This is a genomic window from Actinomadura sp. B10D3, from assembly GCF_039871695.1.
GTDB lineage: Bacteria > Actinomycetota > Actinomycetes > Streptosporangiales > Streptosporangiaceae > Spirillospora > Spirillospora madurae.
Window position 1 is genome coordinate 142308 of sequence record NZ_JBDPLY010000015.1, and the last position, 24450, is coordinate 166757.

The following is a 24450-nucleotide window of genomic DNA, read 5'->3' on the forward strand; positions in this document are numbered from 1 at the left end:
CCGACACGTCGACCGGCAGTCCGTCCGCCCCGCGGGAGGTACCAGTGCAGACCAGAGCGGCGATCCTGTGGGAACCGCACACCGACTGGAGCATCGAGGACATCGAGCTCGACGATCCCAAGGCGGGCGAGGTCAAGGTCAAGCTCGCCGCGTCGGGGCTGTGCCACTCCGACGAGCACCTGGTCACCGGGGACATGGTCCTCGACCCGGAGATCGCCGCGCTCATGGGCTGGGAGCAGTTCCCCGTCATCGGCGGGCACGAGGGCGCCGGCGAGGTCGTGGAGGTCGGCCCCGGCGTGACGACGCTGCAGGAGGGCGACCACGTCGTCCTGTCCTTCATCCCGGCCTGCGGCCGCTGCCCCTCGTGCGCCCGCGGCCGCCAGCACGTCTGCGACCTCGGCGCGGTGCTGCTCGCCGGGCGGCAGATCGGCGACATGACCGCCCGCCACCACTCCAAGAGCGGCAAGGACCTGGGCATCATGTGCTGCACCGGGACCTTCTCCCCCTACACCGTCGTCAACGAGGCCACCGCCATCAAGATCGACGACTGGATCCCGCTCGACAAGGCCGCGCTGGTCGGCTGCGGCGTCACCACCGGCTGGGGCGCGGCGGTCAACGCGGCCGGCGTCCAGCCCGGCGACACCGTCGTGGTGATCGGCCTCGGCGGCATCGGGATGAACGCGGTGCAGGGCGCGGCGATGGCCGGCGCCCGCCACGTCGTGGTCGTCGACCCGGTCGACTGGAAGCGCGAGAAGGCCACCGAGTTCGGCGCCACCCACTCGGCCGCGTCCATCGAGGAGGCCATGGGCACCGTCGGCGAGATCACCTGGGGCGCCAACGCCGACAGGGCGATCCTCACCACCGGCGTCGCCACCGGCGACCTCATCGCCCCGATGATGGGCATGGTCGCCAAGGGCGGCCGCGGCGTCGTCACCGCCGTCGCGCCGGTCGCCCAGGAGGACGTCAAGCTCAACCTGTTCGACCTCGCGATGCAGCGCAAGGAGCTGGTCGGCTGCATCTTCGGCAACGCCAACCCGCGCCGCGACATCCCGCGCCTGCTGCGCCTCTACGACGAGGGCAGGCTCAAGCTGGACGAGCTGGTCACCACGACCTACGAGCTCGACGACGTCAACAAGGGCTACCAGGACATGCGGGACGGCAAGAACATCCGCGGAATGATCAAGTACTGACCTCCCGGGGGCGGGCGGCGCCGCGCGCCTCCCGCCCCCCGGACGCGGTCCTGGCCGGCGGGGTTCCGGCGGGCGGGAGCCGCACCTCGAACAGGGCGCCGCCCTCGGGCGCGTCCCCGACCGTGATCGTCCCGCCGTGCGCCAGGACCAGGTCGCGGGTGATCGCCAGGCCGAGCCCGGAGCCGCCGTCGTCGCGGCTGCGCGCCTCGTCCAGCCGGACGAACCGCTCGAAGATCCGCTCCCGGTCGTCCGGCGGCACCCCCGCCCCGTCGTCGGCGACCCGCAGCACCGTCGCGCCCTCCTGCGCGCCCAGCCCCACCCGGATCCTCCCGGCCGCGTGCCGCTCGGCGTTGTCGAGCAGGTTGGCCAGGACGCGGGCCAGCCGCGTCCGGCTGCCGAGGGTCCGGGGCGCGCCCGCCACCTCGGCCTCGACGGCGAGGGCGCGGGCGCCCGCGGGACGGCGCCGCAGCTCCTCGCGCACCAGCTCGGCCATGTCCACCGCCACCGCGGGCGCCGGGTCGGCCCCGGCGTCCAGCCGCGCCAGCAGGAGCAGGTCGGCGGCCAGGTGCTGGAGCCGGACGACGTCGGCGGCCAGCTCGGCGACGTCCAGCAGCCGGGGATGCGCCGCGCCCACCTCCAGCTGCGTGCGCAGCGAGGCGATCGGCGTGCGCAGCTCGTGGGCGGCGTCGGCGACGAACCCGCGCTGCCGGGTCACCGACCGCTCCAGCGCGGCCAGGGTCTCGTTCGTCGTGCCCGCCAGCCCGGCCACCTCGTCCCGCGTCCCCGGCACCGGGACCCGGCGGGTCAGGTCGCCGGAGGCCGTGATCTCCGCCAGCTCGGCGCGGATCGCCGCCACCGGGCGCAGCGCCCGCCGGGTGACCAGCCAGGTCACGGCGGCGACCACGGCCAGCAGCAGCGGCAGCCCGGCGAGCATCGCCCGGCCCACCGCGGCGACCGCGTCGCGCGTCGCGGTCAGCGCGGCGCCCGCGTACACGGTGACGGTCTCGCCCGCCGGAGTGGTCGCCTCCACCGCGGCGAACCTGTAGTCGTCGGCCCGCCCGCCCACGGTGGCGCGTCCCGTGGCGTGCCGGACGTCGTCGGAGACGTGCCCGGGGCTCGGATCCTCCTCGTCCAGGTCGTCGTCCCCCTCCCCCGCCAGGGTCGCGGCCCCACGCCTCGCCGCCGCGGAGCCGCCCGTGCCGCTGACGGCCCCCAGCTGCTCGCTGGCCGCGCGCACGCGCCCGGACGCGTCCACGATCTGGATCGGGCGCTCCTCGGTGTCGTCCAGGTCGAGCCGGTGGAGGGGGGTGCCGGTGGCGAGCTTGGCGGCGATCTCCCGGGCGCTCATCTCCGCCTGCAGATCGGCGTGCCTCGCGAGGTTCGCCCGCAGCAGGGACATCACGGTCAGCCCCGCGACGGCGAGCGCCACCGCGACCACGGCGGTCGCGCCGACCGTGGTGCGGGCGCGCACCGAGTCGACCAGGCGCGGCATCAGCCGGCCCCGTCCGGCCGGTCGGCGCCCCCGTCGGCGGCCAGCCGGTACCCGGCGCCGCGGACCGTGGTGATCGACCGGCGCCCGAAGGGCGCGTCCAGCTTGCGGCGCAGCGCGCTCACGTAGACCTCGACGATGTTGGGGTCGCCGTCGAACGCGCCGTCCCAGACGTGTTCGAGGATCTGCGTCTTCGACACCACCTGGCCCGCGTTGGACGCCAGGTGCTCCAGCACCGCGAACTCCTTGACGGTGAGCTCCACCTGCACGCCCGCGCGCCGCACCCGCCGGGCGGCGGGCTCGATGGTGAGGTCGCCGAGCTCGATGAGCGGCGCGGCGCCCCGGGTACGGCGCCGCAGCAGCGCCCGGATGTGGGCGAGCAGCACCACGTAGGAGAACGGCTTGGTGAGGTAGTCGTCCGCACCGGTGTCGAGCCCCTCGGCATGGTCGTACTCGCCGTCCTTGGCGGTCAGCATCAGGATCGGGGTCTCGTCGCCCGCCGCGCGCAGCGCCGAGCACACCCGGTAGCCGTTCATGCCGGGCAGCATGATGTCGAGCAGGATCAGGTCGTAGTCGTTCTCCAGCGCCCGGCCGAGGCCGGTGGCGCCGTCGTGCGCCGTGTCCACCGCGTAGCCCTCGGCGGCCAGCCCCTGCGCCAGCGACCGGGCCAGCCGTCTCTCGTCCTCGACGATCAGCAGGCGCATGCGGTCCGGCCCTTCTCATCGCCACTGCGTGGTGTGATTGACTCGTTGCACAGTGTAATCGGAGCGTGGCCGGAGGTGATGGCCGGCCGGGCGGTCCGGTGGCTTCGGGAGGTAGGGATGAAGGCGCTGTCAGGGCGAGGGCCGGTGCTGGTGATCGCGATCGCGCTGGGCGGGCTGGCCGGGTCGGCCGCCACCGTGCTCGCCGCCATGCTCCCCGGCGGGGACGACGTCCACGCCCGGCCGGTGGCGCTGCGCCTCGACGTCGAGCGGGCCGCCGGCATCGCCTCGCGGACGGTGCCCGGCGGCCACATCGAGGGCCTGGAACTGGGCTACAACGGCCAGACCCTGATCTGGGAGGCCGATGTCATCGCCACCGACGGCGCCGCGCGGGAGCTGCACATCGACTCCCGCGACGGCCGCGTGGTGGCCGACCGCCTCGACCCGCCGGAGGAGGGCGAGGACCGCGACGACTGCGACGACGGCTCCACCGCCCCTCCCGATGAGGCGGCCGCGCTGGGAGCCGCGAAGATCAACGCGGTTCAGGCGGCGCGGGCCGCCCGGAAGAAGGTGCCCGGCACCGTCGCCGCGGTCGACTTCGAGTACCGCCGGACCACGCACATCTGGGAGGTCGACGTCACCGCCCGCGACGGGCGGGAGCACAGTCTGCGGGTGGACACCACCACGGGCGAGGTCCTCGCCGACACCCCCGGCGAGGACGACGGCTGACCGTCGGGCGCTGCGTCATCCAGCGGGCGCGTGCCGCGCCACCAGGCCCGCCGACAGGACCTTCACCCGCAGGCTGCCGCAGGACGGGCAGGCCCGGTCGACCCACGGCGGCTGGACGGCCACCCCGCCGAGCCTCCAGGCGACCGCGTCGCCGCAGTACCGCACCACGTACACGTCCTCCCACACGCGCGCGCAGCCCAGGCAGTGGGAACGCCATTTCTCGGTCGCGGTCTGCACGCTGCGAACCCGCACGCGCAGCCCCTTCGAGGGCACATGGAGCTGGCGGACCTCGCACCGAGGACGGCCGGGAAATCCTTCCACGGCACGGCCGCCGACGCGGGAGACATCCAGACCAACGGTCATCGCTTCCTCCTCCATCCGGAGCACTGAGGGCTTCGACGACCATCACTCTTGCGAACATTTCTGAGCCCAGCCTGAAGCACCCTGAAGCGCCCTTCAGAACGGCCCACGCCGACAGATCGCACCGACAACGTGCAATTGTCATCAAGAGGGCGAATCGGGCTATTGACATCGCATCCAGCCAGCTGGCCCGCCCACCGACAAGATCACCTCATGTCGACATGAAAGGTATTCTCGACGGTTTGATTTCCCTTTCATCGACCATTAGGTGAGCGCCCCCTGAAAGGGGCTGTTCGCTTGGCCGGGAGGAATTCGATGACCGAGCGGGAGGCGGCCGGTATGACCGAACCGAGCCGCAGGCCGGCCCGCCCGGCCAGTTCCCCCAGCCGGTCGAGGGTGCGCTCCCGGCCGCGGACGTAGCACAGCATGCGCAGGTCGCCCTCGGTGTGCTGCGCGCCGTCGCCGTCGTCGGCGACGTGGTCCACGGCGAGCACCCGTCCGGTGGCCCCGGCCGCCTCGGCGCACCGGCGCAGGATGCGCAGGGCGTCCTCGTCGTCCCAGTCGTGCAGGACGCCCGAGAGCAGGTAGCCGCCCGCCCCGGCGGGAAGCGCGTCGAAGAAGCTGCCCGCCTGCGCGTCGGCCCGGTCGTCCAGGCCGGCCGAGGCGATGGCCTGCCGGGCGCGGTCCACCGGCCCGGCGAGGTCGATCACCGTCCCGCGCAGCCCCTCGTGGGCGCGCAGGAGGGCGATCAGCAGGCTGCCGTTGCCGCCGCCCACGTCGACGACATGGCCGAGCCCGCCCCACGGGTAGGCGGCGGCCACCGCGGGCGCCTCCGCGGCCAGCCGGGACCCCATCAGGGCGTCGAACGACGCCGACCGCGCCCCGTCGGCCGCCAGGTCGTCCCAGTACGGGCGGCCGAACTGGCGCGGGAACGCGGGCTCGCCGGTGCGGACGGTGTGCAGCAACTGGACGAAGCACAGGTCGGCCCGCCCGATGGCGCCCTCGAGGTCGAGCCACGGCCGCAGCCCGCCAGGGTGATCGTCCCGGAGCTGCTCGCCCAGGGCCGCCAGCCCGTAGGCGCCGTCCTCGGCGCGCGTGAGCACCTCCGCCGTCACGAGGTGGTCCATCACCCGGCCCAGCGCGTCCTCGTCGGCGTCCACCACCGGGGCCAGGTCACCGGGCGTGCGGCGGCCCTCGGCGATGTGGTCGGCCAGCCGGAGGGTCGCCGCCACCCTGATGGCCATCGGTGTCAGCAGGTCGGCGGCCTTCCACAGATCCCCGCCCCACCCGGTCGTCTCGGCCATGGCGCCTCCTCCCAGGAGGAGGCTAACCCGGCCCTACGACACCGCTACGCCTGGATCACGCGCACCCCGGCCTCGGTGAAGGCGGCCACCTCCGCCTCGGGCACCGTCCCGTCCGTCACCAGGACGTCGATCCGGTCGGTGTCGCAGATGCGGGCGAACGCGCGGTGCCCGACCTTCGAGCCGTCCGCCACCACGACCACCTGGTCTGCGCGCTCGGCCATCAGCCGGTTCACGTCGGCCTCGCCCTCGTTGTGGCAGGTCGCGCCGTGCCGCGCGGTCACCCCGTTCACCCCGATGACCGCCATGTCCAGCGTCACGTGGTCGAAGATCCCGGTGGCCAGCGGGCCGGTCAGCTCGTAGGACTGCGGGCGCGGCACCCCGCCGGTCAGCACGATCTTCACATGCGGCCGGACGGCCAGCTCGTTGCCGATGTTCAGGGCGTTCGTCACGATCGTGACGCCCGGCGTCGTCCCCTCGGCGTGCAGGTCGGCGCGGGTGGCGAGGACCCGGGCGACCTCCGACGTCGTCGTCCCGCCGTTCAGCCCGATGATCGAGCCGGGCTTGGCCAGCTCCGCCGTCGCCGCCGCGATCCGCTGCTTCTCGGACGCGTGCCGCGCCGCCTTGTAGCGCAGCGGCAGGTCGTAGCTGACGCTCTGCGCGACGGCCCCGCCGCGGGTCCGGGTCAGCATCTGCTGCTGGGCGAGCTGGTCGAAGTCGCGACGGATCGTCGCGGCCGACACCCCCATGCGCCGGGACGCCTCCTCGACGGTCAGCTGCCCGGCGTCCGCGAGCATTTCGAGCAGCGCGTTCCAGCGCTCGTGCCGGGCCACACGGCCCCCTTTCGTGCGGGTGGACGGGCTGGGCGGTTCTCCGTCCCGCGGATTGTAGCCCTGCGCGTCCCTGGTCTTACCTGCGCGTTCTCCCCATGGAACAATCAGCATCGATCATATGCGCGCAGCGAGAGGATCCCATGCCCGTCGCCTCCCTGGCCAACGCCCGGGTCGTCCTCCCGGACGGCGTCCGGCACGGCGCCCTCCACATCGCCGACGGAACGATCACGACGACACCCGGACCGGGCGACGTGCTCGATGCCGGCGGCCGGTACGTCGTCCCCGGCTTCGTGGACATGCACGTCCACGGCGGGGCGGGCGCGTCCTACCAGAACCCCGCCGAGGCCCGGCGGGCCGCCGGGTTCCACCTCGCGCACGGGACGACCACCACCATGGCGAGCCTGGTCACCGGAACCCCAGACGAGCTGGCCGCCGCCGTCACCGGCCTCGCCGACCTCGCCGCCGACGGCGTCATCGCGGGCATCCACTTGGAAGGCCCCTACCTGGCCCGCGACCGCTGCGGCGCCCACGACCCGGCGCTGCTGCGCCACCCGGACCTCGCCGAGTTCCACCGGCTCGTCCGGCTCGGCCGCGGGCACGTCCGCATGATCACCCTCGCGCCCGAGCTGCCCGGCGCGCTCGACCTCGTCCGGGCCGCCGCGGACGCCGGCGTGATCGCCGCCGTCGGCCACACCGACGGCACCGGCGCGACGGCGCGGGCCGCGTTCGACGCCGGCGCCCGCGTCGCGACGCACCTGTTCAACGCGATGCGCCCGCTGCACCACCGCGAGGGAGGCCCCGTCACCGCCGCGCTCACCGACCCCCGGGTCACCGTCGAGCTGATCAACGACGGCGTCCACGTCGACCCCGCCGTCGCCCGCCTCGCGTTCGCCGCCTCGCCCCGCGTCGCGCTGATCACCGACGCCATGGCCGCCACCGGGATGGGCGACGGCGCCTACCGGCTCGGCGTCATGGACGTCGAGGTCCGCGACGGCCGCGCCACCCTCGCCGGCGGCACGTCCATCGCCGGCAGCACCATCACCATGGCCGACGCCTTCCGCCAGGCCGTGACCGAAGCGGGCCTGCCGATCGAGCGCGCCGCCGAGGCCGCGTCCCTCACCCCGGCACGCGCCCTGGGCATCGACTCCCGGGTCGGCTCCCTGCACCCCGGCAAGGACGCTGACCTGGTCGTTCTCGACGACGACCTGCGCATCACCCTCGTGATGAGAAAGGGCCGCCGCATATAACGGCGCCTGATTTCTCGGTGACAATCGTGGCGTCCACACGCCCGACCAGGGAATCATGGAACCGTGGAACGTTTGCGGGGATGGCCGGTCACCCTGACCGAAGGCCCTGTCGGGCTGCGCCCGCTGCGGCATCGCGACGCCGCCGTCTGGCGCGAGCTGCGAGTCCGCAACGCCGACTGGCTCCGCCCCTGGGAGCCGACGAATCCCGAGACCCCGCTGTTCCGCAGCGGCCTCGGCCCGTACCTCAGCATGGTGCACACCATGCGCCGCGAAGCCCGCCAGGGCCTGGCCCTGCCGTGGGTCGTCACCCACGAGGACGACTTCGCAGGCCAGCTCACCATCGGCGCGATCGTCTGGGGCTCCGCCCGCTCCGCCCAGATCGGCTACTGGGTCGACCGGCGCGTCGCCGGCCGCGGCGTCATTCCCACCGCGGTCGCCCTCGCCGTCGACCACTGTTTCTTCACCGTCGGCCTGCACCGGCTGGAGGCTAATATCCGCCCGGAGAACACCGCGTCCCGCCGCGTCGTCGAAAAGCTCGGATTCCGGGAAGAGGGAATTCGGCGCCGCCATCTGCACATCGACGGCGCCTGGCGGGACCACATCTGCTATGCCCTCACCGTCGAGGACGTCCCCGGCGGCCTGCGCGCCCGCTGGCTCGCCGACCGTAAACAGGCATTTCCCCGGCACACCTGAGCCGGACGTGACTTTCCCGCCGTAAGAATCCTGCCTTCGAGAAGGGTCGGCAAACGGAGAGTAACGGCGAGATCGATCTCGCGACACACCGCCCCTTATGCTCGTCAACCTCTGACACCCCCTCGTACCGTGCGGGGCGTGACCCTGCTCCCATTGCACGTTCGCGCGCCGAAAGTCGGCCCGCCTCCTGAGCGTGCCCTGGGGCGGTGGGGCCGATGAGCAGCGCCGTCCTCTATCTCGCGATCGTCGCCGTCTGGGCCGTCGTCCTCGTCCCCATGTGGCTGCGCCGCGACACCGAGGCGACCGGAATCTCCCGCCTCCTCCACAAGCGTCCCGACGAGTCCCTCGCCGAGGACGACGAGGAAGAGGAGGCCCCGGAGCCCCGCCGCCCGGTGAGCCGCGCCACCGTGATCGCCCGGCGCCGCCGCCGCACCACGGGCCTCACGGCCCTGGTCCTCACCACCATCGCCGTCGCCGCGTCCGGCGTCGCGCCCTGGTGGATCACCGCGCCCCCGGCCCTGCTGCTGGCGGGCCACCTCGCCCTGCTCCGCGTGGCCGTCGGCATGGACACCGCCCGCCGCCAGGCGACCGCCCGGGCCCGCGCCGCCGCCCGAGCCCGCGCCCGCGCCGCCGAACAGGCCCGCCGCGCCGCCGAGGCCACCGAACCCGCCGAGATCATCGAGCTCCCCGCCCCCGAGGAGGTCTTCGACCAGTACGCCGACGACCGCCGCGCCGTCGGCGAATAACGGATGCGCGAGCACCCCCCGATGTTTGCTAACCTTACGGAGTCCTCGGGGCTGTAGCGCAGTCCGGTAGCGCACCTCGTTCGCATCGAGGGGGTCAGGGGTTCAAATCCCCTCAGCTCCACCGAGAAACCCCAGGTGAAGGCCCTGATCGGAGCATACTCCGACCAGGGCCTTGATCGTTTGTCATCAAGATGTCATCAGGACCCGGCACCATCAGATGACACGATCCGGCCACCGGCCCCGGGTCTGTAGCGCACATAACCCCCCACGGGGGCTCGGCTTCGCTGCTTCCATGACCCTTGCGTAGCAGGACGGGCGGATGCTGATCGTGCGCGAAAGAGGAGCAGGCGACCACACCACTGCCCTGATTCGGAGCACGTGGCAGGGTGGGGCGGTGAGGTCACTGTGGGGGCCAGAGGGCAGCGGACATGAGGTTGGTGGCTTCGAGGGGCGGCAGTCCGTCATCGAGTTGGCGGAGGCGGCCGTAAACGGTGCGCATTGCTCCGCGGTCCGGGAGGTACTGTCCGCCTGCGGCCTTCTCGAGGACGGTCAGCGTGCTGGCCAGACGCAAGGTCCCGACTGGGGCGCCGCCGTCGCGGAGAAGCCGTAGCCGGTTGGTCTCTGCCTCTGCGACCCTCGCGCCGGGCCCGTCATCGATCAGCACGATCACTTCGTGACCGGCTTCGGCGGCGACGACCGCATGCGCGATCACCATCGTCTCACCGAGATCCCTCGAGTGTCGCAGCCGCTCCTCCATGGGGAGCAGGGTGATTCGGTGGACGACTGCTGCCAGTTCCGGGGTCACGTCGTCGGAGAGGACCTGCATGTATCGTTCGGGCAGCTTGTTCCAGACCCTCTCGGCATTCTCGAACCGGCTGTCCTGCCGGGACTTGCGGAGCAGTTCGTCCCTGACGGTCTCCGGTGCGCACAGGGGGCCCAGGGTCCCGATGAGGAGGCGCTCCTTGTTGATGGAGAAGAAGTTCAGGCCGGGACCGGCGTCGATGATGGGCCGGTGACTCATCCTGAGCCCCGCCCCGCCCCGGCTTCCGGTCCGCCGTCGTCCCCTGTGCCGTCGTCCAGGTCGGACAGGTCCACGTCCACATCGGGAAGATCGGCGGCCCTGGCCCAGGTGACAGTGGAGTCGGCGGGCTCGACGCCCGCTTCGCGAAGGTCGGCCTCGGCTTCCGCAAGAGTGATGCCTCGCAGGGTGGCTATGGCCTGAGCGGGCAGCACTCCGATCGCGTAGCCATTGATCGCGCGGGCGAGCAGCCGCTGCGGTGTCCGCCGCTTGCTGGATTCGGCCTGCAACGCGCGGTACTGGTCGGTCCATCCGAACCGGGCCGCCAGTTGGGGGGTGTAGAACTCCCCCCACTTCTGGCTGGTCGCGTGGTCAATGTATCTGGCCTGCTCAAGAGCGATTGCGGCGATCGCAGGAGATACCAGGAACCGCTGTACCACTGCCGACAGCAACGCCAGGGTCACCTCCTGCGGGTCCTGCAGGAACTCGTGTACCCCCTCGACGGGCACGAGGAGGTGCCGGGCGAAGGCGCGGCATCTAGCCTCCCTCAGGGATGGTTCGCTCCAGTCGCCCACCTCAGCGTCGGTCCAGTCCTCGAAGAGGACGTGGGCGAGTTCGTGAGCGAGCGTGCTGCGTTGCCGCATCGGGTGCTCGGTGCGTGCGACCCCGATGAACACGACCCCGCGATCCGAGTCTCGCATCGCCAGGCCGTGCTCGTCCGGGCCCGCGTCGAGCACCGCGACGTCCACCCCCGTCGTCTGCTCGATGACCGTCACCAGGTCTCCGAGCGGCTGCACCCCCAGCCGATGCTCACGACGGAAGTGCTGCGCGGCGGCGCGGCCTTCCGCTTCGGTGTCCACCGTGCTCCGGCCTCCAGGTCAGACCGTCGCGGGAACGGCTTGGTCGTCCAGGTAGTCGTTCAGTTCGAGGAAGCCCAGCAGTGCCTCGCGCATCCCCTCCATGCCGGAGCCGTTCGTCGCCCGTGCCGCGTACTGCACGCGCTCCGTCACCGTCCCGGTGCCGGTCAGTTGGGGGATCGTGTGGCCGGTCGCCTGAGCGATCAGCACGATCTCCGGCATTTTCGCCGCCCGGTCTCCGGAGATGATTCGCGAGAGAGTGGACTGGGAGATGCCGGTTGCATCCGCGAGGCCTCGCTGGCTCAGCCCAGCCGCCACGCGGGCACGCTCGATCAGCGCGCCGACATTCGTCGTTGCCATGACCACTCCTGAATCACTATGTCGATCTGTGATTCAGTCTAGTCGGCGCGGCATTGCCGGTCAACGGTCGTCCCTCCAACATCCTGGCAATCGCGGCGTAGCATCACGACATGGAACGGGCTGAGGTGCTGCGAGGTCTGACGGCCACCGGCCGGGTGCATGATCCTGCGGAACTGCGTCGGCTGGCGACCGAGTTCGGCTTGCCCGCCTCCGACATGTTCGTGGTCGCCGGTCGTCCAGTACCCGCGCACCTGCTGCCACCAGTGCGGGACCGCGACGTCATGCGGGAATTCGCCTATCGCGTGACCTTCTGCGACCACGCGCAGTTGGCGTCTGTCGAAGCGTTCGTGCTCGCGCTGCCGTCAGCTACGCCAACGCCCGTGCCACACAGTGTGACGCCCGCACCGTCAGGCACGGACGGGTTCGGGCTCGTCCTCGCCGGCCTCATGCGCAATCGTGGTTTCGGAGCCCGGGAGATGCCGTTCACCGGACTGGCCAGGGGCACGATCAACGGCTTGCTGAGCGGACGCTGGCACAGCCTCAAGCAACTCAAGGCGATGGCCGGCCCGCTGGGATGGAGGCTCGCGGACTTGGCTGCTGTTGTCGGCGAGCCGCTGGGCCCCTTCGACGACTGCTCCGTCCTTTGCCGTCACGTGGGCCGGGTGTATGCCGCCGCCATCCCGCTCACGACCGACCAGTTGAAGCAGGCCGCCACGGAAGCGGACCGTCTGAGCGGGCGGATCGATCACGGAGCGTGGCGGCCGGTGGCAACGGAGATCGACGACTGCCCGGACGGGACGGGGCCGGAGACCGCCGACCGGCCGGGCAGGGGAGCGCTTCAGGACAGGGGCTCATAGGTGCTGGACGCGTCGTCGAAGGTGTAGGTCGTCCAGCGGCTCGGCTGGTTGTTCGCGAATCGCGCGCCGACGGCGACGGCAACGGCGGCCGGGCCGCTCAGGAACACCGAATGGCCGCCGTTGCGCGCCGCCTCCGACAGGCCGGCGTCCGCCCAGGCGCGGCAGATCTGCTCGACGCATGCGGTGAACGTCTTTCGGTCCTCCTCGAGGAACGTCTCCGGGTTGCGGATCAGCAGGAGGTTCCCGATGCCGCGCTCCTTGCACGCCTGCCGGACGGGCGCGGTGAAGCGGGCGCCCAGGCCCTGGACGTCGAGCGCCAGGGCGGTCGCGGACGGGTCGCCGCCGGCGAAGGTCTCCACCGCCTCGACCACGAGCGGTGGCGGCGCGGACGGTGGCGTCGGCGTGGCGGAGTTCCCCAGGACCGTCGCGGGGAAGAAGGCGCCTGGGGACCGCTGCCGCACCCCGTGGACGACGATGTCCGATCCGTGCGTGTGCCCGAGCCGGGCCCCGAACCGGAACGCCGCGGGGCAAGAAATGGAAATCGTGCACTTATGGGCCGGAGCGAGCGCGGTCCGGCCGGGGGGACGGGATCGGGCGCGATCCCGGAGGGGGCGATGGGTGGTCAGTGAGGACGGGCGCGGGCCGACGATGAAACGGGTGCAGCAGAACCGGCGATCTGGCATAGGAACTACGTCGACGGCTGCCTTGATGGCCCGTCATCAGAAGCATGCGGGCGAGGGTTCACTGGTCGGAAGGCCGTCCTCGTCCCTCGCCTGGCGGCCGTCCGGCGGCGCGCGGACGCTGGTCGGCCGTGCGGACCGTCCCGGGCGGACGGGATGCGGACTGCCGCCGGATTCGGCGGCGAGAGCCGTGGCGCCGTCGAGTTCGCTTGCGGACTCCGGCTGTCGGCTGGTCAGCGGACCTGTGTGGGCCCGCGAAGAAGTACGCGGTGAGAAGGGCCTGTACGACTGGTTGTCGTACAGGCCCTTGCTGATTGCCGACTGGTTACACGGCTTTGATCCGCGTGTTGAGCTTGGAGCGGTTGCGGATCTTGTCGAAGGCGTCGAGGGCGCTGTCGTCCTCGTCCGGAAGGGTGTGCAGGTACTTCTCCGTCGTGGTGATGCTCGCGTGGCCGAGGCGTTCCTTGACGGACTGGAGGTCGGCGCCGCCGGCCAGGAGCCAGGACGCGTGGGAGTGGCGCAGGTCGTGCGGACGGACGTGGACGCGGAACTCGGCCTTCTCGGGCGCGGGCTTCCACACGTGTTCGCGGAACCAGCTTCGGGGGATGTGTCCATCGGTGTTGATCCGGCGACGGTGCCTCGGGGAGTCCTTGCCCGCTTCGCGGCGGCGGGCGCGGTAGTCGGCGTAGACGTCGCGGCAGTGCTGGCAGCGGCACTTGCCCGCGGAGGCGCGGCGTAACCGGTCCGGTCAGCCGGCATCGGGTTGGCGATCGCCGGAGAGCAGCGGGCGGGATGGTCATCCCGCCCGCTGCGGCTCGGTTGTGCGGTCAGCTTGGGTGTTACGGGATGGGGGTGGCGGTTAGCAGTTGGAAGTTTTTGAAGGTTAGGTTCACCTTGTTGTGGTGGGCGTCTGCTGTGCCTAGGGACTTGCCGGTGAATGGGTCGGTTAGGTGGTAGCGGGACTTTCCTAGGCCTCTTAGTTCTACTGGGCCGTTCCATTCGGGGGCGTAGAAGGCGTAGTGGAGGGTTCTGTCTTTGGTGATTACGTGTGCTTCGGGCTTGTCGAAACCTATGTCGTACAGGTCGCCTCGGTAGACGCCTTTGGGCAGCATGTTCTTTTTGTAGAGGGCGATCCATTTGCGCCAGAGAGCTTCTTTTTCGGGGGTTAGCGCGTTCGGATCGTTCGGGGCGTCCTGGGGGTAGGTGAACTTGGTTGAGAGGACCGCTCCTACGCCGTAGCTGGAGGCGAAGTCGTTGCCTCCGTCAGAGAGTTCTACGTGGTCGCCGGCGTAGCTGCTGCCTGGTCCCGTCAGCGCCTTCATCGTCTTGCCCTTGGTCCGGACCTGGTAGGACGACTCCGGGTCTGAGGCGGGGTACTGGTCGACGTAGGGCAGGTTGTGGAAGGCGAAGGCCGTGCCGCAGGGGCATAGTTCGATGAGGGCGTTCGGGTTCGTCTGGTGTGCAGCTTCGTAGATCGCCTTCCAGAAGCGGGCCACGCCTTCGGTCGATTCTTCGGGTCTGGCGTGGCGGTGGGCCGGGTTGTAGCAGGGGGTGACGCCGTTGAGGTGCTGGCCGTCGATTTTGAGGCCTTCATAGCCCCAGTCGCCGATGAACTTCTTGGCTTGGCGGACGAAGTAGTCGACGGTTGGCTGGTAGGCGGGGCACAGGGTGTAGGCGTCCCACCAGGTCACTTCTTGCTTGTTGCCGTCGCGGTCCAGCAGGAGCATGTCGGGGTGTTCGGTGAACAGGTTGCTTCCGGGGTCCGCTGCCAGTGGGGCCCACCATAGGCGGGGGCGCAGGCCCGCCTCTCGGATCTGCGCCGTGAAGGCTTTCATGTCCGCTTCGCCTTGCGGGAATTTCTGCGGGTTGAGGTCCCAGTCGCCCTCGTTGGTCTGCCAGCCGTCGTCGAGGACGGCCCAGTGGAGACCGACCTCGCGCACTTTGGGAAGTGTGCCGATGACCTGGTCGACGGTGAAGTCGCGTTCGTAGCCCCAGGCGCACCAGATGGGTTCGAAGGCCGAGGCGGGGGCCTCTGGGGCGCGCAGGGATATGTCGGCCATGTAGTCGCGGTAGCGCTGGAGGGGGACGAAGTGGTCGCCTGGGGCTGCTACCAGGAATGTGGTGTCGGTGGTCAGGTGCTGGCCCGGTTTCAGAGTGCGGGTGACGTCGGCTTCTATGGCGATGCGCGCTCCGTTGAATGTCTTGCGGACGGGCATGCGCAGGATTCTCGCTACCGGTTCGGCGTGGCCGACGGACAAGCCCGCGCCGCGGCGCCAGACGGTGGCGAGGGGCGTCCCGCCGCCGTAGTCGGAGGCGTCCATTCCCAGGGAATTCTCCTGGGAGAAGTCGGCGGTCATTGGTTGGACCCAGTCGCGGCGGTCCTCGTGGGTGGCGCCGGAGAAGGTGTAGAAGCCGCCGGGCTTCTCGATGAGTTCGTGGGCTCCGTTGCGCCATCCGGTGACCTTCAGCGCGGCACGCGACCGGTTGGTGTAGGTCACCTTCATCAGGATCATTCCGGGCAGACGCGTGAAGGAGGTCAGCTCGACCGTCTTTCGTACGCCATTGCGGGCGTCGCCGTGGATGGTCACGTGGACGCCAGCGCCGTGCCGGGGGTGGCGGGTCTTGCGGGTGTGGTGGTCGCGGTAGGTGAAGGTGTCGATGGCCCCGTTTCGGAGGAGGAGGGCTTCGCCGGCGTCGAAGCGCGTGATGCCCGTGTTCTTTAGGGCCACCCGGCTGCGCAGCCCGTCGTCGAACTCCAGGGTGATGGTGGTGTCGCCTGCCCCGACGACGTCGGCGGCGTTCGCGGGGGTCAAGATTCCGGCGGGAAGGGCCGTCGCGCCGGCGCCGCCGAGGGCGATCTTCAGGACGGTTCGCCGTTTCATGTCAGGCTCCCCTCGGGCTCGGCCGCCGGCGAGGCCGCGCCCTTCCGCTCGTCGGTGTAGATCATCAGGGTCGAGCCGCCGATCGCGAGGACGATGCCGAGGACGGCGTAGACCGACGGGAGCGTCTGGTAGATCGCCAGGGACAGGACGACGGTGAGCACCGGGGACAGGGCGTTCGTCGACGGTGCCACGATCGTCGCCTTCCCCCGGCTCAGCGCCATGACGAGGAACAGGGCGCCGATCGCGTTGAGCACCTGCGTCCCGGCGGTGAGGGCGGGGGCCTTCCAGGTGAAGTCGCCGGGGAGCCCGCCCATCATGACGACCGCGACGGGGATCAGCAGCAGCCCGCTGATGGTCATGTAGGCGAAGGTCGTTCCGTCGTTGACGCCGACCGTGGCGGCCTTCTTCATGTAGAAGGCCTGGACGCCCCAGGCGATGAAGATGCCGATCGCGTAGATCAGCCAGGGGCCGGTGGAGACGTCGCCGCTCCCGTCCGAGATGTTGAACAGCAGGAGGGCCGCCAGCGCGGCGACGAGCCCGACGGCCGACAGCGTGGTGAGCCGCTCGCGGAGGAACGCGATGGCCATCAGCACGGTGACGGCCGGGGACAGCGCGATGATCGGGAAGATCAGGTAGGCGGGGCCGACGGTGAGGGCGTGGAAGAGCAGCAGCTGGCCGCCGGCGCCGGTCAGCCCGATGATCAGGCCGTAGCCGGCCGCGACGGGACGGCGGTCGAAGGTGACGCCGCGCAGCCCGAAGTAGGTCGGGATGAGCATCGTCAGCGCCCAGACGATGTAGATCATCTCGTCCGGGTAGTCGTACCACTTCGTCGGGAGGTTGGAGATGGCGCCCCATGTGCCCCAGAAGGCCACGAGCAGCGCGGCGTAGATGACCCAGCTTCTGTCGTTCTTCATCGTGTTCTCCCTACGACGTGCTGGATGCGGATCGCATGCGCTGGAGCGCGTCGTGGCTCAGGGGTTCGGCGCTCAGCTTCGCGGCGTAGATCGCGGCGCCGATGTGGGGCGGGAAGAGCGGGTCGCGGAGCTCGAAGGCGGCGTACCGCTGGCCGAGTTCGCGGTGGAAGGCGTCCAGGATCGACGGGCCGGCGTTGAACACTCCGCCGGAGTAGGAGACGGGCACCGCCTGGCCTGGAGGGAATTCGAGCTGCGTGCGTGCCGTGTCCACGGTCTCGGCCAGTTCCCGCGCGGCCTCGGCGAGGATCTCGCGCCCGTGGCGGTCCCCCTGGTCGGCCGCGGTGACGACCGGTCTGCTGAGGGCGGCGATCTTGCTGCGGCTCCCCTGCCAGCGGTTGAGCACCACGTCGACCAGGTCGAGATCCTCGTCGAGCTCCAGATGCTCCCTGATCAGCGTGTACAGCGGGCCGGCGGGCAGGCGGCCGTCGCTCATCTTGGAGAAGCGGCCGAGCCCGCGGATCCCGATCCAGTAGGCGGACCCTTCGTCGCCGAACAGCTCGCCCCAGCCGCCGACGCGGACGCGGCGGCCGTCGCGCTCGCCGTAGGTGATGGAGCCGGTGCCGCTGACGACGTTGATCCCGTCCTCGCAGCCGAGGGAGCCCGCCCAGCTGCAGACCATGTCGTTGCCGCAGGCGAAGCGGTCGTGGCCGAGGGCGTCGCGGGCGTGGGCGTTGAGGGTGGCGATGTCGCCGCTGACCTCGCCGTAGGTCGGCAGGCCGAAGAACGCGTGCCGGACGTCCCCGGACGTGATCCCGGCCTTGGCGCAGACGTCCGCGACGCCGTCCCGCAGAACGCGGCCGACGAGGTCGATGCCCACCGCGAAGTAGTCGGTGGACGGGCCTTCCACCTGCGCGGTGATCTCTCCGTCCCCGGTGACCAGGCTGAAGGCGGTCTTCGTCCCGCCCCCGTCGACTCCGAGGAACATGGTCACGCCCCGGTTCCGGGCATGGTCACCCGCGGCTCAGCCGAGCGGGTGGATGGTGACGCCTTGCACGACACGGTTGACCTCCTGTGCGGGGAACGGGTTGTCGGGTCGGTGTCCTAGACGGAGAGAGGTGTGCAACGCGATAACCTGCGCGAACAGGGCATAGCAGAGCGCTATCAGGGCGTCGTCCAGGCCGTCCAGTCCCGGAAGGCGCCAGAGGTCCTCGCCGTCCCGGGCGGTGAGGGCGAGGACGTCGTCCGGCGCGAGCGACCGGCGCAGCTCCTCCACCAGGTCGAGGTCGTAGCGCCGGGTGTAGGGGTCATTAGAGACGTAGACCACGGCCAGCGTCCGATCGTTCAGCACGGCCTTGGGGCCATGCCGGAAGGCGAGCGGCGACTCGGCGTGGGTCACCACGTCGCCGGCGGCCAGTTCCAGCAGCTTGAGCGCCGACTCCTGGGCGAGGCCCCGCAATGGGCCGCTCCCGAGATAGACGAAGCGTTCGTAGCCCGCCGTGGCCAGCGATCGGGCTCGCTCGGCGATGGCGGGCAGCGCGCGTTCGGCGGCGGTGGCGAGCCGGTGGACGGCCTCGTCGGCCGCGCCGTCGCCGAGCACGAGCAGGACGCCGAGCACCATGCACGTGAAGCTCGACGTCATGGCGAAGCCCCGGTCGTTGGCCGCGGCGGGCATGCGGAGCACCATCGAGGACGCCGCACCCGCGTGCTCCCGGTAGAGCCGCCCGTCCGGGTTGCAGGTGACGACGAGATGGCGGCACTCGGTCAGGAGCCGGTCCGCGAGCCGCGTGGCGGCGACGGCTTCGGGGCTGTCCCCGGAGCGGGAGAACGAGACCAGCAGCGTCGGCACGTCCTCCGCGAGGCGGCCGTGCGGGTCGGCCACCAGCTCCGTGCTGGCGACGGCCTCGACGCGGCGGCCGAGGCGGCGGCCGAGCGCCGGCGCCAGGACCTCGCCGGCGTACGCCGACGTCCCCGCGCCGGCAAGCACGATGCGCAGGCCAGGACGATCGAGCAGCGGGCGCAGGAAGGCGTCGCGCTTCCCGCCCAGCGCCGAGATCGTCTTGGCCACCTCCCGCCACAGGGCGGGCTGCTGCACGATCTCGCGTGCCGTCCGGCCCGCTCCGCGGTCGTCGAGTTCGCCGGCTGCGTACCCCAGGGTTCGCTCCATGAAGGTCGGGTTCCTCCTCGCGTGGGTGGATCTCAACGGCGCCGGACGGGACCGGGTGGACGTCGGCTCACGGTGGCGCTCCCCGTCCTCGCCGGATGGTCTATCCGGAACGTAAGTGGTATGCGTTTGGTTTGTCAATGGCCTAGATCCGGCATCCTTTGGTTCGCCCTCGGTAGCGACGGCACAGGTCAGACGGGGCAAGGCACGCGGCGGCCGGATCTGAACGATCAGCTCGACCGGTATGCTTCTGGTATGACTGTTGAGCAGACGCCGCTGCCCCGCGGCCTGTTCGCCGAGGACGCGCTCCCCCTGTACGAGCGCACGGCCGCGCAGTTGCTCGAAGACCTGCGGGCCACCGCCGCCCGCACCGGTGACCGGCTGCCCTCCGAGCGGGCGCTGGCGGCCCGGTACTCCGTCTCGCGGGTGACGCTGCGGGCCGCCCTCGCCGAACTGGAGTCCAGGGGCATCGTGCGTCCGGCCTCGTCACGCGGATGGTTCGTCGCCGAGCTCCAGGTTCCCGACCAGGCGGCGGCGCCCGCCGCGGCGGTCCCGCAGGTCCAGGGTTTCGCCGACTACGCCAAGGCCAACGGCCTGACGGCGCGCAGCGAGGTCCTGTCGGCCACGGTGCGCGCGGCGACGGTCTCCGAGGCCGAGCAGCTCCGCATCGCCCCCGGCGCCGACCTCTTCGACCTCCACCGGCTCCGCTTCCTCGACGACCTGCTGGTCGTGCTCGAACACAACCGGCTCCCGCTTGCGGCCTGCCCGGCCCTGGCCGAGACCGACTTCAACAGCGCCTCGCTGTACGCCACCCTCCGCGCGGCGGACCCGCCGCAGCTTCCGCGCGTCGCCGACTACGAGGTCGAGGCCCGCCATCCGACGCCGCGGGAGATCGAGCTGTTCAGGATCGGCGACACCATGCCGATGCTCGTCGCGACCCAGCTGACCTTTAACCAGGCGGAGCGTCCGATCGAGCTGACCGTCCAGGTCTACCGGGGCGACCGCTACCGCTTCCGCGCCTCGATCACCAACTGACCGGACGGCCGTGGTTCACGTGTCGTCGGCCAGGCGTGCCCGCCGCGTCTCCAGGAAGGCCCGCTCGGTGTCGTTGGTGGCCAGGGCGATGGCCTCGTCGTAGGCGGCGGCGGCCTCGGCGGTGCGGCCGAGGCGGGCGAGCAGGTCCGCGCGGGTGGCGGGGAGCAGGTGGTAGCCGGGCAGGTCGAGGTCGTCGACGATGGCGAGTGCCGCGTCCGGCCCGTGCACCTCGGCGACGGCGACCGCGCGGTTGAGCGCCACGACCGGGTTCGGGGCATGCTGCAGGAGCTGGTCGTACAGCGCGAGCACCTGCGTCCAGTCGGTCGCCGGGCCGTCGGTGTGGACGGCGTTGATCGCCGCCTGCACCTGGTACGGCCCCGGCCGCCCCCGCCGCAGGCACCGCCGCACCAGCTCGTGGCCCTCGGCGATCAGCTCACGGTTCCACAGCGACCGGTCCTGCTCGGCCAGCACGACCAGCTCGCCCGAGGGCCCCACCCGCGCCGGCCGCCGCGCCTCGGTGAGCAGCAGCAGCGCCAGCAGGCCGATCGCCTCCGGCTCGTCCGGCATCAGCTCGGCCAGCTCCCGGGCCAGCCGGACGGCCTCCAGGCACAGGTCCGTGCGCAGCAGGTCGCCCGAGGTCGAGGTGTAGCCCTCGTTGAAGATCAGGTAGAGCACGGTCAGCACGGAGGCCAGCCGGTCGGGGAGGTCGGCGGCGCTGGGCACCCGGTAGGGGATGCGCGCGTCGCGGATCTTCTTCTTGGCCCGGACGATCCGCTGGGACACCGTCGCCTCGGGCACCAGGTAGGCCCGCGCGATCTCCGGCACCTCCAGCCCGCCCAGCAGCCGCAGGGTGAGCGCGGTCTGCGCGAGCGGCGACAGCGCCGGGTGGCAGCAGGTGAACATCATCCGGAGCTGGTCATCGCGCACCGGTCCCACCTCCTTCGGCTCGTCGGGCTGGTGCAGCAGCAGCGCCTGCGCATGGCGGGCCTCCCTGGTCGACTCCCGGCGCAGCCGGTCGATCGCCCGGTTCCGGGCGGTGGTCACGATCCAGGCACCGGGGTTGGGCGGCGGCTCCTCCCACTTCTGGACGGCGGTGGCGAACGCGTCCTGCACCGCCTCCTCGGCCAGCCCGATGTCACCGAGGACGCGCGTCAGCGTCGCGACGCACCGCCCGTACTCCGCCCGGTAGATGGCGTCCAGATCCATCCGCACCTCAGTCCCACTGCGCGTCCATGAACGGCCGCACCTCGATCGGTTCCCCGCAGGCCAGCGCGCACTTCCGCCCCCAGGCCAGCGCCTCGTCCAGGTCGTCGCACTCGATCACCCAGAACCCGCCGAGCTGCTCCTTGGTCTCGGCGAACGGACCGTCGGTCATCGTGGTCGTGCCGTTGCCCGGACGCACCACGGTGGTCGCGGGCGAGGGCAGCAGGCCTCCCACGAACACCCAGTTGCCCGCCGCCTGCATCTCCTCGGTGACCTTGGACGTCCGGGCCATCTGCGCGCGCATCTCCTCCTCCGGAGGCTCCGGCGCGCTTTCGTCGAACTGGACGGCGATCAGGTACTTCGTCACGATCAACTCCTCGCATCCATCAACCGGCCGCGTGCTTCACCATCAGCACCTTTCCATGCCGGCCGCCTCCGCGCCGGAGGCCCGGACGATCTCCGGGAGGTCCGCCGTGGTGTCCTCGTCCTCCGGGATACCGTCACCGCCGCCGGACGCGTCCCGGACGTGCCTGAACGCCCACACGGCGAGGACGGCGAGGACGGCGTAGAAGACGGCACTGACCAGACCCACCACGTGCACACCGGACGTGAACGCGTCGCGGGCCGCGGCCAGCAGGTCCTCGCTCTGCCCCGCGGGCAGCCGGCCGGCCGCGCCGACCGCGCGGTCCACGCTCTCCCGGGCGGCGGCCGCTACGTGGGGCGGCAGCGTGCCGAGCGCGCCCTCCACGCCGCCCCGGTACACCGCGGTTCCGAGCGTGCCGAGGGTGGCGATGCCGAGCCCGAGCCCGAACTCGGTGGTCGTCTGCACGATCGACGCCCCGGAGCCGGCCTTGTCCGGCGGCACCGCGCCCATGGCGAGGTGGTTGCAGAGCGCGGCCAGCGGCGCCGTGCCGAGCATGACGACGCACATCGCGATGAAGACCGTCTCCGGGCCGGACGTCGAGTCGGCCAGCGCGAAGAGCGTGTAGCCGGCACCGGCCACGAGCAGCCCGCCCGCGATCAGGTACGCCGGGCGGACGCGGTTCGCCAGCGACGGAGTGACCAGGTTGCCGATGATCATCAGCACGTTCGGCACCAGCAGGAGCAGACCGGCCTTGAGAGGGGTGAGGCCGGTGACGTTCTGCAGGTACAGCGTGACGAGCAGGAGCGTTCCGGTGCCCACCATGGCGGTCACGAAGAACAGGCCCAGCGCGGAGCTGAACGTCCGGTCGCCGAACATGCTCAGGTCGAGCAGCGGATGGGGCAGGCGCCGCTGCCGCCGGACGAACACCACCGCCACCGCGATGCCGACCACCAGCGCGACCGCGGGAGGCCGCGCCCAGCCATGGGTGGCCAGTTCCTTGAGCCCGTAGACGAACGGCAGGATCGCCGCGAGGGACAGCACGACGCTGAGCGGGTCGAGCCTGCCGGACCGCGGTGCACGCTGGTCGGGAAGCAGGAAGGGACCGAACGCCAGCAGCAGCACGATCCCGGGCACTGCGACCAAGAACACCGAGCCCCACCAGAAGAACTCCAGCAGCACGCCGCCCACGAGAGGGCCGAGGGTCATCCCGCCCATGAAACAGGTCAGATAGACGGCGAGGGCGCGGCTGCGCTGCCGCTGGTCGGTGAACATGCCGGTGACCAGGGCCAGCACCGACGGCATGACCGCGGCACCGGCCACGCCGAGCAGCGCGCGGCTCGCGATGAGCATCTCCGGGCTGGTGGAGAACGCCGCCGCCACGGAGGCGATGCCGAACAGGGCGCCGCCGGCGAGCAACAGCCTCTTGCGGCCGATCCGGTCACCGAGGGTACCCATGGTGACCAGGAATCCCGCTATCAGGAAGCCGTAGATGTCGACGATCCACAGTTGCTGGACGCCGCTCGGCGCGAGCCCCGCGGTCAGGTGCGGGACGGCCAGGTACAGCACGGAGAAGTCCATCGAGACCAGGAACGTGGGCAGGCCGAGCACGGCCAGCGCCGCCCATTCCCGCCGTCCGGCTCTGGGGGTGGTGGTCGCGGTGCTCTCATGGAGCGGCGCGGTGACCGACATCGTGGGGCCTCCGGTGTGCGGCGACCGGCCGGTGCCGGTCTCTCACCCTCGCTACGAACGGGTCCGGCGCCGTTCGACACCTTCGCGGGAGAATTTTCGGACGTACTGTCCTTGCGGGCTCCTGACCGGCGGCGCGCTCAGCGGGACGGGATGACCGCGACGGGGCACTGCGCGTGGTGGATGACCCCGTGGGTCGTGGAGCCGAGCTGCGGCGGCGGCCAGCGGTCATGGGTGCCGACCACCAGCAGGCGGGCGTCGCGGGAGGCGTTGGTCAGCGCGATGACCGGGTGTTCCAGGACGACCTCGTCCACGACGTCCACGTGGGGGAACTTGTCCCGCAGGGGCCTGTACGCGGCGATGAGCTGGTTGCGCAGGTCCAGCTCGATCTGCTCGGCATCGAGGGCGTAGCCGGCCTCGATCAGGGTCGCGAACGTCTGCCAGGCGTGGACGACGCGGAGCCGGGCGCCGTGGACGGCGGCGGCGTCGAAGGCGTAGCCGAGGACCTGGTCCACGTCCCGCAGCAGGTCGATGCCCACGACGACCTCGCCGCGGTCCGCGGCGTCCCCGCGGACGATCACGACCGGCGCGGCGGAGCGCCCGGCCATCTTCAGGCTCGTCGAGCCGAGCAGCAGGCTGGCGAAGCCGCCCCGGCCGCGGCTGCCCAGAACCAGCTCGAACGCGTTCTCCGACTGCTCCCGCAGCGCCTTGGACGTCTCCTCGGTGACCAGCGCGGTGGTCGCGACCAGGTCCGGCCACCGCTCGTGGACGTGCTCGACCGCGGCGACGAGGACCGCGTGCCCCGCGCGGGTCGTCTGCTCGACGATCTCCGGTGGCGCGAACAGCGGGGCCCTGTAGGGCCAGCTCTCGACCGCGTGGACGATGTGGAGGGGGCGCCGGCGCAGGACGGCGTCCGCGGCGGCCCAGTCGAGGGCGCGGTCCGACGCCTCGGACCCGTCGGTGGCGACGACGATCGTCTCGGACATCGCAATCCCCTTCCCATCACTCTCGTTTGATTCGGTGTTACCGCACGGGTTTGGTGCGCTCTAAGCGGTTGCTCTTCCACGCTTCATCGCGGGAGGGCCCCACTCCAGAGGCAAAGGTCCTTTCCCCGGCGATGCCTGGTCCACGAGAGCGACGGCGG

The 24450-nt window shown here is 71.3% G+C and carries 24 protein-coding genes, 1 tRNA gene and 1 pseudogene; 8 read left to right on the forward strand and 18 right to left on the reverse strand.

The genetic code is table 11. The features are described 5' to 3' along the window. Positions 1-44: 44 nt before the first annotated feature. On the forward strand, positions 45-1190 hold the full coding sequence (locus ABGB11_RS22975; RefSeq protein ID WP_347635927.1) for an NDMA-dependent alcohol dehydrogenase: 1146 nt from the start codon (positions 45-47) through the stop codon (positions 1188-1190). Here the strand turns inward: ABGB11_RS22975 and ABGB11_RS22980 are convergent. Then, entirely contained in the window at positions 1180-2682 is a 1503-nt protein-coding gene (locus ABGB11_RS22980; RefSeq protein WP_347635928.1) for a HAMP domain-containing sensor histidine kinase, read from the reverse strand. The genes ABGB11_RS22975 and ABGB11_RS22980 overlap by 11 nt on opposite strands. After that, positions 2682-3383, reverse strand: coding sequence for a response regulator transcription factor (locus ABGB11_RS22985; RefSeq protein WP_347635929.1), 702 nt, complete (start codon positions 3381-3383; stop codon positions 2682-2684). The genes ABGB11_RS22980 and ABGB11_RS22985 overlap by 1 nt, the downstream gene beginning before the upstream one ends. A 117-nt stretch (positions 3384-3500) precedes the next feature. On the opposite strand from ABGB11_RS22985, the gene ABGB11_RS22990 reads away from it, so the two are divergent. After that, positions 3501-4109 (forward strand): PepSY domain-containing protein, encoded by a 609-nt coding sequence (locus tag ABGB11_RS22990; RefSeq protein ID WP_347635931.1) that lies wholly within the window; start codon positions 3501-3503, stop codon positions 4107-4109. A 15-nt stretch (positions 4110-4124) separates the two neighbouring features. Here ABGB11_RS22990 and ABGB11_RS22995 read toward each other — a convergent pair whose 3' ends face one another. From ABGB11_RS22995 to ABGB11_RS23005, 3 genes are all read right to left on the reverse strand, one after another. Further along, a complete protein-coding gene (locus ABGB11_RS22995; protein WP_347635932.1) occupies positions 4125-4472 on the reverse strand; it encodes a hypothetical protein in 348 nt (115 codons plus the stop codon). A gap of 251 nt (positions 4473-4723) precedes the next feature. Further along, a complete protein-coding gene (locus ABGB11_RS23000; protein WP_347635933.1) occupies positions 4724-5773 on the reverse strand; it encodes a methyltransferase in 1050 nt (349 codons plus the stop codon). Positions 5774-5817: 44 nt separating this feature from the next. Next, positions 5818-6603, reverse strand: a complete 786-nt coding sequence (locus ABGB11_RS23005; protein ID WP_021598076.1) for a DeoR/GlpR family DNA-binding transcription regulator — start codon at positions 6601-6603, stop codon at positions 5818-5820. Positions 6604-6743: 140 nt separating this feature from the next. Here ABGB11_RS23005 and nagA point away from each other — a divergent pair, with 140 nt between their 5' ends. The 4 genes from nagA (at position 6744) to ABGB11_RS23025 (ending at position 9410) form a co-directional block, all read left to right on the forward strand. Then, a complete protein-coding gene (gene nagA / locus ABGB11_RS23010; protein ID WP_347635935.1) occupies positions 6744-7850 on the forward strand; it encodes an N-acetylglucosamine-6-phosphate deacetylase in 1107 nt (368 codons plus the stop codon). A gap of 72 nt (positions 7851-7922) precedes the next feature. Beyond that, positions 7923-8543: a GNAT family protein gene (locus ABGB11_RS23015; protein WP_347635997.1), complete on the forward strand. Its 621-nt coding sequence runs from the start codon at positions 7923-7925 to the stop codon at positions 8541-8543. Positions 8544-8758: 215 nt separating this feature from the next. Further along, a complete protein-coding gene (locus ABGB11_RS23020) occupies positions 8759-9289 on the forward strand; it encodes a hypothetical protein (protein WP_347635936.1) in 531 nt (176 codons plus the stop codon). Positions 9290-9336: 47 nt separating this feature from the next. Continuing rightward, positions 9337-9410 (forward strand) — tRNA-Ala (locus ABGB11_RS23025). Positions 9411-9689: 279 nt separating this feature from the next. On the opposite strand, the gene ABGB11_RS23030 is transcribed toward ABGB11_RS23025, so the two are convergent. The 3 genes from ABGB11_RS23030 to ABGB11_RS23040 are packed head-to-tail and all read right to left on the reverse strand — an operon-like array spanning position 9690 to position 11524. Continuing rightward, complete coding sequence (locus tag ABGB11_RS23030) at positions 9690-10310, reverse strand: hypothetical protein (RefSeq protein ID WP_347635937.1); 621 nt, start codon at positions 10308-10310, stop codon at positions 9690-9692. Further along, positions 10307-11167, reverse strand: coding sequence for an ImmA/IrrE family metallo-endopeptidase (locus ABGB11_RS23035; RefSeq protein WP_347635939.1), 861 nt, complete (start codon positions 11165-11167; stop codon positions 10307-10309). Before ABGB11_RS23035 ends, ABGB11_RS23030 begins: the two co-directional genes overlap by 4 nt. 18 nt (positions 11168-11185) lie before the next feature. Further along, complete coding sequence (locus ABGB11_RS23040) at positions 11186-11524, reverse strand: helix-turn-helix transcriptional regulator (RefSeq protein WP_347635940.1); 339 nt, start codon at positions 11522-11524, stop codon at positions 11186-11188. Between the two features lie 110 nt (positions 11525-11634). On the opposite strand from ABGB11_RS23040, the gene ABGB11_RS23045 reads away from it, so the two are divergent. Continuing rightward, positions 11635-12381: a hypothetical protein gene (locus ABGB11_RS23045; RefSeq protein WP_347635941.1), complete on the forward strand. Its 747-nt coding sequence runs from the start codon at positions 11635-11637 to the stop codon at positions 12379-12381. Here the strand turns inward: ABGB11_RS23045 and ABGB11_RS23050 are convergent. The 6 genes and pseudogenes from ABGB11_RS23050 to ABGB11_RS23075 form a co-directional block, all read right to left on the reverse strand. Then, a complete protein-coding gene (locus ABGB11_RS23050) occupies positions 12363-13064 on the reverse strand; it encodes an SAVED domain-containing protein (protein ID WP_347635943.1) in 702 nt (233 codons plus the stop codon). The genes ABGB11_RS23045 and ABGB11_RS23050 overlap by 19 nt on opposite strands. Before the next feature lie 322 nt (positions 13065-13386). Further along, positions 13387-13782: pseudogene (locus tag ABGB11_RS23055) on the reverse strand (tyrosine-type recombinase/integrase); the annotation flags it as partial. A 118-nt stretch (positions 13783-13900) separates the two neighbouring features. Then, positions 13901-15943, reverse strand: coding sequence for a glycoside hydrolase family 36 protein (locus ABGB11_RS23060; RefSeq protein WP_347635944.1), 2043 nt, complete (start codon positions 15941-15943; stop codon positions 13901-13903). Further along, a complete protein-coding gene (locus tag ABGB11_RS23065; protein WP_347635945.1) occupies positions 15940-16857 on the reverse strand; it encodes a DMT family transporter in 918 nt (305 codons plus the stop codon). Before ABGB11_RS23065 ends, ABGB11_RS23060 begins: the two co-directional genes overlap by 4 nt. 10 nt (positions 16858-16867) lie before the next feature. Further along, entirely contained in the window at positions 16868-17842 is a 975-nt protein-coding gene (locus ABGB11_RS23070; RefSeq protein ID WP_347635947.1) for a BadF/BadG/BcrA/BcrD ATPase family protein, read from the reverse strand. A gap of 36 nt (positions 17843-17878) precedes the next feature. Next, positions 17879-19021: an SIS domain-containing protein gene (locus ABGB11_RS23075; RefSeq protein ID WP_347635948.1), complete on the reverse strand. Its 1143-nt coding sequence runs from the start codon at positions 19019-19021 to the stop codon at positions 17879-17881. A 252-nt stretch (positions 19022-19273) separates the two neighbouring features. Between ABGB11_RS23075 and ABGB11_RS23080 the strand changes: the two genes are divergently transcribed. Continuing rightward, positions 19274-20053, forward strand: coding sequence for a GntR family transcriptional regulator (locus tag ABGB11_RS23080; RefSeq protein ID WP_347635949.1), 780 nt, complete (start codon positions 19274-19276; stop codon positions 20051-20053). Between the two features lie 15 nt (positions 20054-20068). On the opposite strand, the gene ABGB11_RS23085 is transcribed toward ABGB11_RS23080, so the two are convergent. The 4 genes from ABGB11_RS23085 to ABGB11_RS23100 all read right to left on the reverse strand — a co-directional run bounded on the left by ABGB11_RS23085 (position 20069) and on the right by ABGB11_RS23100 (position 24292). Beyond that, entirely contained in the window at positions 20069-21259 is a 1191-nt protein-coding gene (locus ABGB11_RS23085; RefSeq protein ID WP_347635951.1) for an RNA polymerase sigma factor, read from the reverse strand. A 7-nt stretch (positions 21260-21266) separates the two neighbouring features. Beyond that, on the reverse strand, positions 21267-21623 hold the full coding sequence (locus tag ABGB11_RS23090) for a YciI family protein (protein WP_347635952.1): 357 nt from the start codon (positions 21621-21623) through the stop codon (positions 21267-21269). A 42-nt stretch (positions 21624-21665) separates the two neighbouring features. Then, complete coding sequence (locus ABGB11_RS23095) at positions 21666-23309, reverse strand: MFS transporter (RefSeq protein WP_347635953.1); 1644 nt, start codon at positions 23307-23309, stop codon at positions 21666-21668. Positions 23310-23446: 137 nt separating this feature from the next. Continuing rightward, positions 23447-24292 (reverse strand): universal stress protein, encoded by an 846-nt coding sequence (locus ABGB11_RS23100; RefSeq protein ID WP_347635955.1) that lies wholly within the window; start codon positions 24290-24292, stop codon positions 23447-23449. Positions 24293-24450: the final 158 nt, after the last annotated feature.

Excerpts from the sequence above, each read along its gene's own strand:
- ABGB11_RS22980 (WP_347635928.1), bottom strand. The coding sequence starts at position 2,682 with ATGCCGCGCCTGGTCGACTCGGTGCGCGCCCGCACCACGGTCGGCGCG.
- ABGB11_RS22985 (WP_347635929.1), bottom strand. The coding sequence starts at position 3,383 with ATGCGCCTGCTGATCGTCGAGGACGAGAGACGGCTGGCCCGGTCGCTG.
- ABGB11_RS22990 (WP_347635931.1), top strand. The coding sequence starts at position 3,501 with ATGAAGGCGCTGTCAGGGCGAGGGCCGGTGCTGGTGATCGCGATCGCG.
- ABGB11_RS22995 (WP_347635932.1), bottom strand. The coding sequence starts at position 4,472 with ATGACCGTTGGTCTGGATGTCTCCCGCGTCGGCGGCCGTGCCGTGGAA.
- ABGB11_RS23000 (WP_347635933.1), bottom strand. The coding sequence starts at position 5,773 with ATGGCCGAGACGACCGGGTGGGGCGGGGATCTGTGGAAGGCCGCCGAC.
- nagA (WP_347635935.1), top strand. The coding sequence starts at position 6,744 with ATGCCCGTCGCCTCCCTGGCCAACGCCCGGGTCGTCCTCCCGGACGGC.
- ABGB11_RS23020 (WP_347635936.1), top strand. The coding sequence starts at position 8,759 with ATGAGCAGCGCCGTCCTCTATCTCGCGATCGTCGCCGTCTGGGCCGTC.
- ABGB11_RS23030 (WP_347635937.1), bottom strand. The coding sequence starts at position 10,310 with ATGAGTCACCGGCCCATCATCGACGCCGGTCCCGGCCTGAACTTCTTC.
- ABGB11_RS23040 (WP_347635940.1), bottom strand. The coding sequence starts at position 11,524 with ATGGCAACGACGAATGTCGGCGCGCTGATCGAGCGTGCCCGCGTGGCG.
- ABGB11_RS23045 (WP_347635941.1), top strand. The coding sequence starts at position 11,635 with ATGGAACGGGCTGAGGTGCTGCGAGGTCTGACGGCCACCGGCCGGGTG.
- ABGB11_RS23050 (WP_347635943.1), bottom strand. The coding sequence starts at position 13,064 with ATGCCAGATCGCCGGTTCTGCTGCACCCGTTTCATCGTCGGCCCGCGC.
- ABGB11_RS23060 (WP_347635944.1), bottom strand. The coding sequence starts at position 15,943 with ATGAAACGGCGAACCGTCCTGAAGATCGCCCTCGGCGGCGCCGGCGCG.
- ABGB11_RS23065 (WP_347635945.1), bottom strand. The coding sequence starts at position 16,857 with ATGAAGAACGACAGAAGCTGGGTCATCTACGCCGCGCTGCTCGTGGCC.
- ABGB11_RS23070 (WP_347635947.1), bottom strand. The coding sequence starts at position 17,842 with ATGTTCCTCGGAGTCGACGGGGGCGGGACGAAGACCGCCTTCAGCCTG.
- ABGB11_RS23075 (WP_347635948.1), bottom strand. The coding sequence starts at position 19,021 with ATGGAGCGAACCCTGGGGTACGCAGCCGGCGAACTCGACGACCGCGGA.
- ABGB11_RS23080 (WP_347635949.1), top strand. The coding sequence starts at position 19,274 with ATGACTGTTGAGCAGACGCCGCTGCCCCGCGGCCTGTTCGCCGAGGAC.
- ABGB11_RS23085 (WP_347635951.1), bottom strand. The coding sequence starts at position 21,259 with ATGGATCTGGACGCCATCTACCGGGCGGAGTACGGGCGGTGCGTCGCG.
- ABGB11_RS23095 (WP_347635953.1), bottom strand. The coding sequence starts at position 23,309 with ATGTCGGTCACCGCGCCGCTCCATGAGAGCACCGCGACCACCACCCCC.
- ABGB11_RS23100 (WP_347635955.1), bottom strand. The coding sequence starts at position 24,292 with ATGTCCGAGACGATCGTCGTCGCCACCGACGGGTCCGAGGCGTCGGAC.